The following is a 12774-nucleotide window of genomic DNA, read 5'->3' as shown; positions in this document are numbered from 1 at the left end:
TCGATTCGTGGGATCCGTCAGGCACACTGGTCGGCGGAGGGGAGTATTCCTTTCGCTGCGATGTCGTCATCACGTCGGTCGTCTATGACCGATCGGTGTCGCGGGCCGGTGTTTCACCGGTGGAAGAGACCTCCGGCGTTCTGACGACCGGAGGATTTCTCGATGCAGGTAACCCAGCTGGAATGGATCATCACCCTCGCTGTGACGATTGCCGTTCTGCTGTTCGACGTCGTCGTGATCGGGCGACGCCCCCACGAACCCAGCACGCGTGAGACCGCGACGGCGCTGTCCGTCTACATCGGTATGGCCGTGGCCTTCGGGGTGTTCGTGTGGTTCTTCCACGGCAGCCAGTTCGGGCTGGAGTTCTTCGCCGGGTGGCTCACCGAGTACAGCCTGTCGGTGGACAACCTGTTCATCTTCTTGATCATCATGGCCAGCTTCAAGGTGCCCAGGATCTACCAGCAGCAGGCCCTGCTGGTCGGCATCATCCTGGCGCTGATCTTCCGCGGCATCTTCATCGCGCTCGGCGCGGTGGCCATCAACCAGTTCTCCTGGGTGTTCTACATTTTCGGCGCCTTCCTGGTGTACACGGCGATCAACCTGGTGCGCGACACCGACCACGACGACGACGGCGACAACAGTGTGGTGCGGTTCGCCCGCAAGCACCTGCGCACCACCGACAAGTGGGACGGCCTGCGGTTGTGGATCCACGAGAACGGTCAACGGCTGATGACGCCGATGTTCCTGGTGATCGTGGCGTTGGGCACCACCGACCTGCTGTTCGCCCTGGACTCCATCCCCGCGATCTACGGGCTCACCCAGGAGCCCTACCTGGTGTTCACCGCGAACGTGTTCGCGCTGATGGGGTTGCGCCAGCTCTACTTCCTGCTCGGTGACCTGCTCAAGCGGCTCGTTTACCTGTCGCAGGGGCTGGCGTTCATCCTGGCGTTCATCGGCGTGAAGCTGGTGCTGCATGCGCTGCACGAGAACGAGCTGCCGTTCATCAACGGAGGCGAGCCGGTACACGTCCCGGAGATCCCGACGCTGGCGAGCCTCGGTGTGATCGTCGTGACTCTGGCCATCACCACCGCCGCGAGCCTGTACAAGACCCGGGTGCGCGACGCGCGGTAGTCCCTTGGATTCCGGCTGAGCGCAACCATCGGCACACCGGTCCCGGCTGCGTAGCGTGGCCGGGGTGCGCCTATTTGTGGTGGAAGCAGGGGACTGGACCGAGCTGACCGAGGGTGACCGGCCGACGGCGCGGATCTCCGCGCCCGACCTGGCCAAGGCCCGCCGGATCCGGTCCGGCCTGAAATCCGAGGACCATGACGTCTCGGTGATCCTCGATGTCACCGTCGCGGTGGCCGGGGATTACCGCTCGGCCCGTTGCAGCCTCACGGTGGCAGGCCCGCAGGCCGAGGTTCGCTATATCGGGACCGTCGACGGTCTGACCGGCCTGATCGCCGATATCGAGGCGGCCGGGGTGGCCGACGGTGTCACCCTGATTCCCGCCGCGGCGGATCAGGACCCACGCGGGTTGGGGGCCGACGTGCTGCGCCGGCTCGAGCTCCGCACTCAGGCACGAGCCTCCTGATCCGGAGGCCGGATCATTCGGCCGACGAACAATTGACGCCTACGCATAGGTATTCTCTACGACGTCGTCACTAAAGCAGAGGGTCAGCGCGACCGGGGTGGCCTCAGTCGAGTGAAGGACGTGATCCCATGCGCGCGGAGCAACCGTATCCCTCTGCCACAATCGCCGGCCCGGCCCTGGGCCGACGACTGTCATTGTTGTTGGTCGAGGATGACCGTGGCGATGCGTTGTTGGTCGAGGAGCAGATCGCGGATACGGCCGACATCGACCTGGTCTGGGTGCAGTCCATGGCGGCGGCTGAGCGGGTGCTGGTCGATGACAAGCCCGACTGCGTACTGCTGGACCTGAATCTGCCCGATGCACAGGGCATCGATGCGCTGCACCGGTTGGGCCGGCTGGATCCTGCGGTTCCGGTCATCGTCCTCACGGGTTTGAACGACGAGCATTTCGGCGTCTCGGCGGTCGCATCGGGCGCCCAGGACTACCTCGTCAAGGGGCGGGTCGATCCGGAGATGCTGCGGCGTGCGGTGGTGTATTCGATCGAGCGCAAGCGGGCCGAGTTGACCGCGGTGGACCTGCACGCCAGCCGGTTGCGCGAACGCGAGAACGCACGGCTCGAGCGGGGACTCCTGCCGTCCGCGTTGCTCCTGGACGATCCGGGCGTCGAGATCGTCACCAAATCTCTGCCGAATCGGCGGCAAGCGTTGTTGGGCGGGGATTTCTACGACATCGTGCAGACGCCCGACCGGACTGTGCACGTGATGATGGGCGACGTCGCCGGCCACGGTCCTGACGAGGCCGCGTTGGGTGTGGCGCTGCGGATCGGTTGGCGGGCACTGACATTCGCCGGCCTCCGGGGCAACGAGCGGATGCGTCAGCTGGACCGTATCCTCACCGCCGAACGCCACGGACCGGGAATTTTCGCGACGCTGCTCAGTGTGGCGCTCGATCCCGATCGCGGCCGGTACGACGTCGTCCGCGCCGGGCACCCCGGTCTGCTCGTCCACGGCGACAACGCCGTGCGGTGGGTCGAGCCGACAGCCGGTTCGGCGCTGGGCCTGGGAGCCACGGAGTGGCCGGTCAACACGTTGGACCTGCCGCAACGGCATGGACTGGTCCTGCTCACCGATGGATTGTTCGAGGGGCATGCCGGCCCTGGTGGTGAACGTCTCGGCGAAGACGGACTGCTCGAACTCGCCAATTCGGTTGCGGCCCTGCCCGGCCGCGATTTCGTGGGTGCGCTGATCGGCGAGGTCGAATCCCGTGCGCGGCCGTACGGCGGCCTCAGTGATGACATCGCGCTGATCAGAGTGGAGCGTTCCTCGGTATGAAGCTCTCGGTGCAGGGCTGGCAGAACGTGCTGGTGTCGGTGATGTGTGTCATCGTCCTCACCGGCGCTGTCGCCGGCATCGCCCTGGTGGGCCGCACCGACGCGGTATCCCGCGAGTTGATCGACGATCTTCAGCCCGCCCGGGTGGCCGCCTACCAGCTTCAGGGGGCGCTGCGGGACCAGGAGACGGCTGTTCGCGGATATGTCATCGCCGCGGACCCCGGGTTCCTCAAGCCTTACGGTGACGGGCAACGTGCCGAAGCGGCTGCGGCAGAGGAGATTCGCGGCTATCTGGCCGGCCACACCGGTCTGCTGGCCGATCTGGACACGATCGAGAACGCGGCCGCGGCGTGGCGGTCCTCCTATGCCGACCCGCTCATCGGGAGCGTCACAGTCGGCAGACCGGCGGTTGTCGACATCGGCACCGCGGATCGCGGGAAGGCTCAATTCGACCGGCTACGTGAGCTGTTCGACGTCCAGAACGCCAACCTGAGCCAGGCCAGGCAGGCCAGTGTCGACGAGTTGGCGCACGTTCGGGGCTGGCGCGACGGCGTGGTGATCGCGATGATCCTGGCGTTCTTCGTCATGGCGGTACTGATGACGGTGCTGGTGCGCAGCGCCGTCACCCACCCATTGGCCGCGCTCGCGGCCTCCTGCCGCAGGATCACCGACGGTAACTTCGCCGAACGCATCGTTCCGAAGGGCCCCAAGGACATTCGCGCCATCGCCGCCGATGTCGAAGACATGCGCCAACGGGTGGTCGACGAGCTCGACGCATCGCGATCGGCCCAGGATGCTCTCGACCAGCAAGCCGAGGAACTACGCCGCTCCAACGCCGAACTCGAACAGTTCGCCTATGTGGCATCGCACGACCTTCAGGAGCCGCTCCGAAAGGTCGCCTCGTTCTGCCAGTTGCTGGAGAAGCGCTACGGCGACCAGCTCGACGAGCGCGGCGTCGAGTACATCGACTTCGCCGTCGACGGCGCCAAACGCATGCAGGTGCTGATCAACGACCTGCTGACGTTTTCGCGGGTGGGGCGGCTCGGCGCCACCCACACCGAGGTGGATCTCAACGATGCGCTGGACGCCGCGCTGGACAACCTGACCACCGCGATCGGGGAGTCGGGAGCCGAGATCCAGCGTCCGGACGAGCCATTGCCGCCGATCGACGGCGATCCCACCCTGATGACGATGGTGTGGCAGAACCTGATCGGCAACGCGGTCAAGTTCCGTCGCGACGGGGTGGCGCCCCGCATTGTCATCGATTGCCGGGCCGGCGCCGGTGAACTCGACGAGAACTGGGTATTCAGTGTCTCGGACAACGGGATCGGTATCGGTGAGGAGTTCGTGGACAAGGTTTTCGTGATCTTCCAGCGCCTCCACGGCCGCGACGCCTTCAGCGGCACCGGCATCGGGCTGGCGCTGTGCAAGAAGATCGTCGAGCATCACGGCGGATCGATCTGGATCGACACGTCCTACACCGGCGGCACCAGGTTCGTGTTCACCTTGCCCGCCACACCCACCACCGTGCCCAACGCTGTCGCAGAAGCCCAGTTGGCCCAGTCGGAAGGAAAGCCTGAATGACCTCATCGGAAAGCCGGCCCATCGACATCCTGTTGGTGGAGGATGACGCCGGTGACGAGCTGATCACGCGGGAAGCCTTCGAAGACAACAAGATCAAGAACAACCTGCACGTCGCCCGCGACGGTGAGGAAGGGCTGGACTTTCTGTACCGGCGCGGGGCCTTCGAGGATGCGCCGCGGCCGGACCTGATCCTGCTGGATCTCAACCTGCCGAAGTATGACGGCAGGCAGCTGCTGGAGAAGATCAAATCGGATGCCGATCTGTGCCACATCCCGATCGTGGTGCTGACCACCTCGTCGGCCGAAGAGGACATCCTGCGCAGCTACAAGCTGCACGCGAACGCCTACGTCACCAAACCCGTTGACCTGGACCAGTTCATGGGCGCGGTCCGGCAGATCGACGAGTTCTTCGTTCAGGTGGTGCGGCTTCCGCAGTTCTGATCGATGTGGTCCCACTGCAGGCGAACTTCGGTGCCTGCCTGGTTCGAGTCGATGACGGCCCGATCGGTGAGGGCGCGCATCAACGGGATACCACGACCGCGTGCCGGGTTCTTGTGGTCGGTTTCGGCGATCCGCCACACGCCCTCATCGCTCACGGTGACGGTGAGAACGTCCGTGTCGCCGTCGTAATCGGCGCGCAGATGCATCAGGCCGGGCGCGGGAGCGTCCAGGTAGGCGAACTCGGCGGCGTTGGCCAATGCCTCGTTCACGGCGAGTACGACATCGCTGGCTGTGGTCGCGTCGAGGGTGAGATGCGTGCCCAGCCAACTGGAGAATTCACGGCGGATCCGCGCCGCATCTTCCGGTGCGGCCCTGACATGCTTCGTGAAGTGAGCTGACTGGCCTGCGTCTGTCATGTGACCTGTGGCTACCCCGTCGTCGCCGGTGTTATGTCTTCAATGCGGCCAATGCCTCGTCGAGCGTCGCGAACAGATCGACGACATCGGCGATTCCCACCAGTTTCAGCGGGCGGCTGGTGGCCGGTCCGTCAGCGACAACGGCGAACCGTGCCGTGTCGGCCAGCTCTTGCTGCGCTGCCACCAATACGCCCATCCCGGCCGAAGCCAGGAACTCCACGGCGCTCAGATCGACGACGACAGCCGAGGGCGAGCTCTTGGCGGCAGCGTTGATCGCCTCTTCGAGTTTGGGTGCGGTGAGCATGTCGACCGTTCCGGCCACTGCGACCACACTCACCTCACCGACGCGGCTCTCTTCCACCGAGCAGCTTGCCCCGTCCGGTTGGCTGGTCATCGATTACCTCCGACGTGATTGGTGCGCCTCTGGAGACGTCGACAAATAGTAGCGGGATAGGCGCCCTGAGCGATTCGCGGCCCGCCCGTACTAATGCAACTAGTGCATGATTGGGCTGCAAATTTGACTTGGACATGTATTTATCGGGGTCGTACCGTGCCACTATGACCTCAACGGCGATGCTGAGCCTGACCGGACAGATGCTGATCGCGGGACAACCGGTGCGCGGCACCGGCAAGGACATCCGCGGCATCGACCCACAGTCCGGCAAGCCGCTGGAGCCCGCGTACCGGTATGGCGACCGTTCCCATGTCGAGGACGCCTGCGCCGCGGCCGCCGAGGCGTTTCCGGCGTACCGGTCGGCGCCGATCGAGACGCGGGCCCGATTCCTCGAAACGATCGCGGGCAATCTCGAGTCGATCGGTGACGCGCTGGTCGACCGCGCCCATTCTGAGACGGGACTGCCTCGCCCGCGATTGACGGGCGAGGTCGGGCGCACCGCCGGTCAACTGCGGTTGTTCGCCGCAGTGCTGCGCGAGGGCAGCTGGAACCAGGCCCGGATCGATCCCGCACAACCTGACCGAACCCCGTTGCCGCGTCCCGACATTCGTCAGCGCAGCGTCCCGCTCGGGCCCGTCGCGGTGTTCGGCGCCAGCAACTTCCCCCTGGCCTTCTCGGTGGCCGGCGGCGACACCGCGTCCGCCCTGGCTGCCGGATGCCCCGTCGTGGTCAAGGCGCACGATGCCCACCCCGGCACCTCTGAACTCGTCGGGCGTGCCATCGCCGACGCCGTCGCAGCATGCGGACTGCCTGCCGGCACGTTCTCCCTGCTGTACGGCTTCGGCCCGGAGTTGGGCACCGACCTGGTCACCGATCCCCGGATCAAGGCGGTCGGCTTCACCGGATCCCGCGCGGGTGGCATGGCACTGGTTGCCGCCGCCGCGGGGCGTCCCGAACCGATCCCGGTGTACGCCGAGATGAGTGCCGTCAACCCGGTGTTCCTGCTCGGCGGCGCCCTGGCGAGTCACGGTGGTGAGCTGGGCCGGGCGTTCGTCGGTTCGCTGACACTGGGTTCCGGGCAGTTCTGTACCAATCCCGGGCTGGTCATCGCCGTCGACGGGCCGGAGTTGGACAGCTTCGTCGCAGCGGCGGCCGAGGCGGTCGCGGCGAGTGCACCGACCGTGATGCTGACGCCGGGTATTGCCAACAGCTTCCGTGACGGTGTTGCAGCACTCGAGGACGAGGCTGTGCTGATTGCCCGTGGCGCCGAGGGCGACGCGCCCGCCGCCCCGTGCCGCGCTGCCCTGTTCGCTACGGATGCGCCCACCTTCTTGGCCTCGAAAGCACTGCAGGCCGAGGTGTTCGGCGCCGCCGGTGTCCTCGTCAGGTGCTCCGATGCCGCCGAGATGCGGCAGCTCGCCAACGGCCTCGAGGGGCAGCTGACCGCCACCATCCATGCCGACGAGTCCGACCACGGGCCGGCCGGCGAACTGCTGGATGTCCTGGAACTCAAGGCGGGCCGAATTCTGTTCAACGGCTGGCCGACCGGTGTCGAGGTCGGTCACGCCATGGTGCACGGCGGGCCCTTCCCGTCGACCTCGGATTCGCGCACCACCTCCGTGGGTGCCCGTGCCATCGAGCGGTTCCTGCGGCCGGTGTGCTACCAGGACGCTCCGAAAGCCCTGCTGCCCAGTGCCATTGCCGACGGAAACCCGGATGCCCTCTGGCGCCACGTCGATGGCCAACTCACCAAAGACTGACCTGAACAACACAAGGAGTAGACAAATGCTGGACGGCGTCCTGTTCTTCCCGGTTACCCCGCTCACCGCCACCGGTGACATCGACGTGGACCTGCTCGCGCAGCACGTCGCCAAGGGGGTCGAAGCCGGCCCTGGCGGGGTGTTCATCGGGTGCGGCACCGGAGAGTTCCATGCCCTCGATCCCGAGGAGATGCGCACCGTGGTACGCACCGCCGTCGAGACGGTGGCGGGCCGGGTGCCGGTATATGCCGGGGCGGGCGGTTCGATCGCGTCGGCCAAGGCCTTTGCCAAGGTCGCCGCCGACGCCGGTGCCGACGGGCTGCTGTTGCTGCCGCCCTACCTGGTGGAGATGCCGCAGGCCGGGCTGGTGGCCTACACCCGTGAGGTCGCCGCGGCCACAGACCTGCCTGTCGTCGTGTACAACCGCAACAACGCCCGCTACACCGAGGAGTCGGCGGTCGAGGCGTCCCTGATTCCCAATGTGGTCGGATTCAAGGACGGCACAGGCGATCTCGACCGGGTATCGCGCATCGTCCGTGCGGTCACCGATGCGCTGGAGCCGCTCGGCAAGCCGTTCCAGTTCTTCAACGGACTGCCCACCGCAGAGGTGTCGCAGCAGGCGTATCGCGCGATCGGTGTCACGTTGTACTCGTCGGCAACCTTCGCATTCGCGCCCGATGTCGCGCTCGCCTTCTACCGTGCGTTGGAGGCCGGCGACGAGCCGATGATCGCGGCCCTGACGCGCGAGTTCTACCACCCGCTGGTGCGGCTGCGCGACACCGTTCCCGGATATGCGGTCTCGCTGATCAAAGCCGGCGTCACCTTGGAAGGGATCCCGGCCGGGCCGGTACGCCCGCCCCTGATCGATGCCCGGCCGGACGATGTCGCTGAGCTGCAACGCATCCTGGCGGCCGGCCGAGCGGTGCTCGACAACGCCTTGGTGCACTGATGCCGCCGGTGCGCATCACCGGAGCGCGCATCACGCCGATCGCGTTCGCCGACGCGCCCCTGCTCAACACCGTCGGTGTGCACCAACCGTTCGCACTGCGGGCGATCATCCAACTGGACACCGATGCGGGCCTCACCGGGCTGGGTGAGACCTACGCCGACAGTCTGCATCTGGAGCGCCTTGCTGCCGCAGCAGATGCGATTGTCGGTCAGGATGTGTTTGCGCTCAACGCCATCCGTGCGGCCATCGCGCGAGTGCTGCACGGCGACACAGGCGCGGTCGGAACCGCCGGCATGATCACCACCGCCAGCGCCGTGGACCAGGTTTTCTCGCCGTTCGAGGTGGCGTGCCTCGATGTCGCCGGGCAGGCCACCGGGCGACCGGTCTCGGATCTGCTCGGCGGGGCCGTGCGCGACGCCGTACCGTTCAGTGCTTACCTGTTCTACAAGTGGGCCGGGCACCCGGGAGCCGAACCCGACAGTTGGGGAGAAGCGCTGGACCCGGATGGCATCGTCGCCCAGGCCCGCCGGATCGTGGACGAATACGGTTTCACCGCAATCAAACTCAAGGGCGGCGTCTTCCCGCCCGAGGAAGAGGCGGCCGCGATCGAAGCGTTGCGGGCCGCTTTCCCCACCCACCCGCTCCGTCTGGACCCGAATGCCGCCTGGACGCCCGAGACATCGCTGAAGGTGGCCACGCGCCTGTCGGGGGTGTTGGAGTACCTGGAGGATCCGACGCCGGGCTTGGACGGCATGGCCGAAGTGGCCGCACAGGCGTCGATGCCGTTGGCCACCAACATGTGTGTGGTGGCATTCGATCAAATCGCGCCCGCTGTTGCGAAAGGTTCGGTGCGCGTGGTGCTCTCGGACCACCACTACTGGGGCGGTTTGCAGCGGTCCCGCCTGCTCGCCGGCATCTGCGACACCTTCGGCCTGGGGTTGTCCATGCATTCCAACTCGCATCTGGGCATCAGCCTGGCCGCCATGGTGCATCTGGCTGCCGCCACACCGAATCTCACCTACGCCTGCGACACCCACTGGCCGTGGAAGACAGAGGACGTCGTGCGACCCGGTGCACTCGAGTTCCGCTCTGGCTCAGTGCCGGTGCCGACCGGGCCCGGTCTGGGAGTGCAGATCGACGACGACGCGCTGGCCGCCCTCCACGAGCAGTACCTTCGCTGCGGCCTCACCGATCGCGACGACACCGGCTACATGCGCAGCGTCAATCCGTCCTTCGAGGCCGTAAGCCCGCGCTGGTAGGTAACGTGGCGCGCCATGGCGTCACGGGTCTGTTCCTCATAAACGCGGCACGCCGGCCCGAGGACAACGTCAGCCTGATCTGGTTCACGGCGGTCTCCAGCATCGTGCACGCGGCGATCATGGCGGTGGGGCTTTGCCGCCTTCTTCGTTGAGTCGACGCTCGGCGTTGATGCGTTGGGTGCGGGTTTGTTGGCGGGTGCGTGTGCGGACCGGCATCTTCATGTTCCGGTCGGTGGCGGCTGTGGGGGCCGGCCCTGTTGGTGGGGCTGAAGTGCGGGTTGCCCAGTCGGGGAACAGGATTTGGCTGAAGGGTGTGGTCCGGTAGGTGTGGCCGGTGGGGGCTGTCCAGGTGTGACTGCCGTCGGGGTGTTGAACGTCGGTCCAGCCGTCTTGGCCGGTGCGAAAAGTCTTGATGAGGTGGTGCGTTCGGCATTTGGGGCCGAGGTTGCCGGGATGGGTGGCGCCGACGGGCCAGGGGGCGGCATGGTCCAGATCGCAATGCTGGGCGGCGACGCTACAGCCGGGAAACATGCACCGCATGTCGCGCAGTCGGACGAACGCCGCCAGTTTGGCCGAGATCCGGTAGTGGTTTTCGGCATCGAGGGTGCTGGCGTCGGCGATGGGTTTGACTGTGGCGCCGGTGGCGATCAGTTCGGCGAGCAGCGGCGCGGGCACGATGCCGCCGCCGAGGATGACCGCGGGTGGGCCGGTGACGGCTGGTGCTCGGTCGGCGGGGTAGTCGCTGAGTTTGGGTTTGCCGTGGATGCGTGGATCCCGGTGCGGTTGGGCGGCGGGCGCGGCAACATTGTCTGCGTTTGGGCCACTCTGACTCTCGTCGTGGGCGGCGGGCTCGTTGTCGGCTTCTTCGCCTGTGTCGCCGTGGCTTTCGTCGTTGTGGGCTCCGGTGGCTGATTGGGGCAGTGTTTGCGCGAGGAGGTGGACCACCACTGCACGGGAGCGGGGGTCGGTGCCGGTGGCGTCGCAGTCGGGGTCGCCGCACTGGCAGGTGAGGTGGTCGGCCCCGGCGCCGATGGCTCCGAGGGCATCGGCGCGGCGTTGCCCGATGGTGCGGGGATCGTTGTCGCAGACTCCGCGGGCCATGGTGTTGAGCAGTTGTTTGATCAGGGCGGCGTCGGTCGCTGAGAGGCGTCCCCAGATGGTGACCAGGCCGTTGGCGTCGTCGGAGTCACCGAAGTGGATGTCACGCTCACGAGCGGCGGTGCGGGTCTTGCGGACGGCGGCGGGGTCGAATTTCTCGACCCATACATCGATGGCTTGTTCGGCTTTGGTCTCCGATAACGCCCCGTAGGTGAATGCGGCTCCGGCAAGGGCGGTGTCGATCAATCCCAATGCGTCGCCGTCGACGATGAGTTGGGTGCGCCAGGTGATGGTGGCGATCACTTTGACGGAGATGTCGCCGCGGGCGAAGACGGCGGAGACTTTGGGCAGCCGTTCGCGCAGTGCTTGGGCGATGCGCATCTGGGTGGAGGCTGCCCGGCGGGTCAGGTTGCAGGCGGCGCTGATGGCGGCGTTGGCGGTTTCCCAACCGTCGATGGCTTGGTGGGCGGATGCGTCGTCTTCGTCGTCGCAGTGGCGGGCCACGATCTCGGCGATGATCGTCAGGCGTTGCGCTGCTGCGCGGGCCTCGGTGCGGGTGCGATCGTCGAGTGCGTCGATCAGCGCGGCGTCAGTGAAATCGCTGAGCGCGGACTGATCAAGCAAGTCGAACATATGTTCGATATTACCTACATATTGCCAGCTTGACAACGGTATTCAGGTTGTCTCTGAAGTGTTCCACGCCCGGCGGGCAAACCTGACCGTGGGCCCGAATGGGTCGAACTGCGGGCACTTGCTTAGATGCACGCCCAGGTCGTTCCTTGCGCGCATTCATGCCGTTCACGCATATATAACGGGTGTAGTGAATAGGCTGCATCGGTGTTCTCGTTGTCGAGGTTGTCGTGCTTCATCGCCGTCGCCGAAGAACTGCACTTCGGCAGGGCCGCCGAGCGGCTGCACATGACCCAGCCGCCGCTGAGCCGCCAAATCCAGCAATTGGAGAGCGAACTCGGGGTGAGCCTGATCGACCGGACCACGCGGTCGGTCACGCTGACGCCCGCGGGGGCGGCGTTCCTGCCCGACGCCCGCCGCATCCTGCAGTTGGCCGAAGGTGCCGCGCTCAACGTAAAGCGCGTTCCCGCAGGGGATCTCGGTACCGTGGTGATCGGGTTCACCGCGGCGTCGGCGCACCCGATACTGCCCAGGCTGTTCGACGCGGCACGGCGGCAGATGCCTGACGTGAAGCTCGAATTGCGCGAGATGGTGACAGCCGTCCAGATCGAGGCGCTGATGACCGGTGAGCTGGATCTGGGCATGGCGCGCCCACCCCTGAAGCGTCCCGGCCTGGTGTCCCGGCCCCTGCTGCACGAACAGCTCATCGCCGCGCTACCGGCCGGCCACCCGCTGGTCGAGGTGCGCCGCCAGCTCACGCTCACCGATCTCGACGGCCAGGACATGATCATGTACTCGCCGGTGCAGGCCCGTTACTTCAATGAGCTGCTGGTCAGCACGTTCACAATCGCCGGCGCCACGCCGCGCTACGTCCAGTACGTCACCCAGGTGCACACCATGCTGGTTTTGGTGCGCTCCGGGATCGGTGTCGCGCTGGTACCCGCGTCGACGGCCACGATGCATCCCGAAGGGGTGGTGTTCCGCTCGATCGGCGCGTTCCGGGAACGTCCCGTTGAACTGGACGCGGTCTGGCGCGGCGACAGCACCAACCCCGCGCTGCTGCGGTTGCTGCGGGACGTGCTTCCGCCGCGGGAGTGGACCACCGACGATCTCGTCGAGGATTTCGTGGGTTGAGCGATCGATTCGGACATAGCCTGAGGTGCATACGACGCTGACCTCGAGGAGGTCCTCACCATGCCGCGACGCGACCGTCCGAACAGAGATCGAGACCGGGACATCTACTACCCGCCGCAACCCGCGGTGAGACCGCAGGCCAAGATCGCCTGTGGCTGTCATTGCGGTTCATGCAGTTCCGGCGCG

At 66.3% G+C, this 12774-nt stretch carries 12 protein-coding genes and 1 pseudogene; 10 read left to right on the top strand and 3 right to left on the bottom strand.

Translation table 11 applies throughout. The annotated features are described in order from the left end of the window. Window positions 1-162 precede the first annotated feature (162 nt). The 5 genes from QQ25_RS28460 (at window position 163) to QQ25_RS28440 (ending at window position 4948) form a co-directional block, all read left to right on the top strand. Window positions 163-1131, top strand: a complete 969-nt coding sequence (locus QQ25_RS28460) for a TerC family protein (protein WP_039325766.1) — start codon at window positions 163-165, stop codon at window positions 1129-1131. 55 nt (window positions 1132-1186) lie between these two features. Further along, window positions 1187-1594: a hypothetical protein gene (locus tag QQ25_RS28455; RefSeq protein ID WP_039325764.1), complete on the top strand. Its 408-nt coding sequence runs from the start codon at window positions 1187-1189 to the stop codon at window positions 1592-1594. Window positions 1595-1722: 128 nt separating this feature from the next. Further along, window positions 1723-2925, top strand: a complete 1203-nt coding sequence (locus QQ25_RS28450) for a PP2C family protein-serine/threonine phosphatase (RefSeq protein WP_039325761.1) — start codon at window positions 1723-1725, stop codon at window positions 2923-2925. Then, entirely contained in the window at window positions 2922-4508 is a 1587-nt protein-coding gene (locus tag QQ25_RS28445; protein ID WP_039382409.1) for a sensor histidine kinase, read from the top strand. Before QQ25_RS28450 ends, QQ25_RS28445 begins: the two co-directional genes overlap by 4 nt. Further along, a complete protein-coding gene (locus tag QQ25_RS28440) occupies window positions 4505-4948 on the top strand; it encodes a response regulator (protein WP_039325756.1) in 444 nt (147 codons plus the stop codon). The genes QQ25_RS28445 and QQ25_RS28440 overlap by 4 nt, the downstream gene beginning before the upstream one ends. Here the strand turns inward: QQ25_RS28440 and QQ25_RS28435 are convergent. Both QQ25_RS28435 and QQ25_RS28430 read right to left on the bottom strand, forming a co-directional pair. Further along, window positions 4921-5364, bottom strand: a complete 444-nt coding sequence (locus QQ25_RS28435; protein WP_039325754.1) for an ATP-binding protein — start codon at window positions 5362-5364, stop codon at window positions 4921-4923. The genes QQ25_RS28440 and QQ25_RS28435 overlap by 28 nt on opposite strands. 31 nt (window positions 5365-5395) lie before the next feature. Next, window positions 5396-5758 (bottom strand): STAS domain-containing protein, encoded by a 363-nt coding sequence (locus tag QQ25_RS28430; RefSeq protein WP_039325752.1) that lies wholly within the window; start codon window positions 5756-5758, stop codon window positions 5396-5398. 164 nt (window positions 5759-5922) lie between these two features. Here QQ25_RS28430 and QQ25_RS28425 point away from each other — a divergent pair, with 164 nt between their 5' ends. From QQ25_RS28425 to QQ25_RS31610, 4 genes and pseudogenes are all read left to right on the top strand, one after another. Further along, window positions 5923-7518: an aldehyde dehydrogenase (NADP(+)) gene (locus tag QQ25_RS28425; RefSeq protein WP_039382408.1), complete on the top strand. Its 1596-nt coding sequence runs from the start codon at window positions 5923-5925 to the stop codon at window positions 7516-7518. A gap of 25 nt (window positions 7519-7543) precedes the next feature. Beyond that, on the top strand, window positions 7544-8467 hold the full coding sequence (locus tag QQ25_RS28420) for a 5-dehydro-4-deoxyglucarate dehydratase (RefSeq protein WP_039325749.1): 924 nt from the start codon (window positions 7544-7546) through the stop codon (window positions 8465-8467). Beyond that, the gene (locus QQ25_RS28415) at window positions 8467-9726 is read left to right on the top strand and encodes a glucarate dehydratase family protein (protein WP_039382405.1); all 1260 of its coding nucleotides are present in this window, start codon (window positions 8467-8469) and stop codon (window positions 9724-9726) included. The genes QQ25_RS28420 and QQ25_RS28415 overlap by 1 nt, the downstream gene beginning before the upstream one ends. A 26-nt stretch (window positions 9727-9752) precedes the next feature. Further along, window positions 9753-9854 (top strand): annotated as a pseudogene (locus QQ25_RS31610) (DUF6632 domain-containing protein); the annotation flags it as partial. Here QQ25_RS31610 and QQ25_RS28410 read toward each other — a convergent pair. Continuing rightward, window positions 9844-11457 carry an HNH endonuclease signature motif containing protein gene (locus tag QQ25_RS28410; RefSeq protein WP_039382403.1) on the bottom strand — a complete coding sequence of 538 codons (1614 nt, stop codon included), beginning with the start codon at window positions 11455-11457 and terminating at the stop codon, window positions 9844-9846. The pseudogene QQ25_RS31610 and the gene QQ25_RS28410 sit on opposite strands and share 11 nt — an antisense overlap. Window positions 11458-11661: 204 nt before the next feature. On the opposite strand from QQ25_RS28410, the gene QQ25_RS28405 reads away from it, so the two are divergent. Continuing rightward, window positions 11662-12588, top strand: a complete 927-nt coding sequence (locus QQ25_RS28405) for a LysR substrate-binding domain-containing protein (protein ID WP_039382401.1) — start codon at window positions 11662-11664, stop codon at window positions 12586-12588. Window positions 12589-12774: the final 186 nt, after the last annotated feature.

It is taken from the genome of Mycolicibacterium setense (genome assembly GCF_000805385.1).
Classification (GTDB): domain Bacteria; phylum Actinomycetota; class Actinomycetes; order Mycobacteriales; family Mycobacteriaceae; genus Mycobacterium; species Mycobacterium setense.
The sequence above is the reverse complement of the archived record's forward strand: the minus strand, read 5'-3'. Positions and strand labels throughout refer to the sequence as shown.

Bases quoted from the DNA above. Each gene is read 5' to 3' on its own strand.
- QQ25_RS28460 (WP_039325766.1), top strand. From the start codon at position 163: ATGCAGGTAACCCAGCTGGAATGGATCATCACCCTCGCTGTGACGATT.
- QQ25_RS28450 (WP_039325761.1), top strand. From the start codon at position 1,723: ATGCGCGCGGAGCAACCGTATCCCTCTGCCACAATCGCCGGCCCGGCC.
- QQ25_RS28445 (WP_039382409.1), top strand. From the start codon at position 2,922: ATGAAGCTCTCGGTGCAGGGCTGGCAGAACGTGCTGGTGTCGGTGATG.
- QQ25_RS28440 (WP_039325756.1), top strand. From the start codon at position 4,505: ATGACCTCATCGGAAAGCCGGCCCATCGACATCCTGTTGGTGGAGGAT.
- QQ25_RS28435 (WP_039325754.1), bottom strand. From the start codon at position 5,364: ATGACAGACGCAGGCCAGTCAGCTCACTTCACGAAGCATGTCAGGGCC.
- QQ25_RS28430 (WP_039325752.1), bottom strand. From the start codon at position 5,758: ATGACCAGCCAACCGGACGGGGCAAGCTGCTCGGTGGAAGAGAGCCGC.
- QQ25_RS28425 (WP_039382408.1), top strand. From the start codon at position 5,923: ATGACCTCAACGGCGATGCTGAGCCTGACCGGACAGATGCTGATCGCG.
- QQ25_RS28420 (WP_039325749.1), top strand. From the start codon at position 7,544: ATGCTGGACGGCGTCCTGTTCTTCCCGGTTACCCCGCTCACCGCCACC.
- QQ25_RS28415 (WP_039382405.1), top strand. From the start codon at position 8,467: ATGCCGCCGGTGCGCATCACCGGAGCGCGCATCACGCCGATCGCGTTC.
- QQ25_RS28410 (WP_039382403.1), bottom strand. From the start codon at position 11,457: ATGTTCGACTTGCTTGATCAGTCCGCGCTCAGCGATTTCACTGACGCC.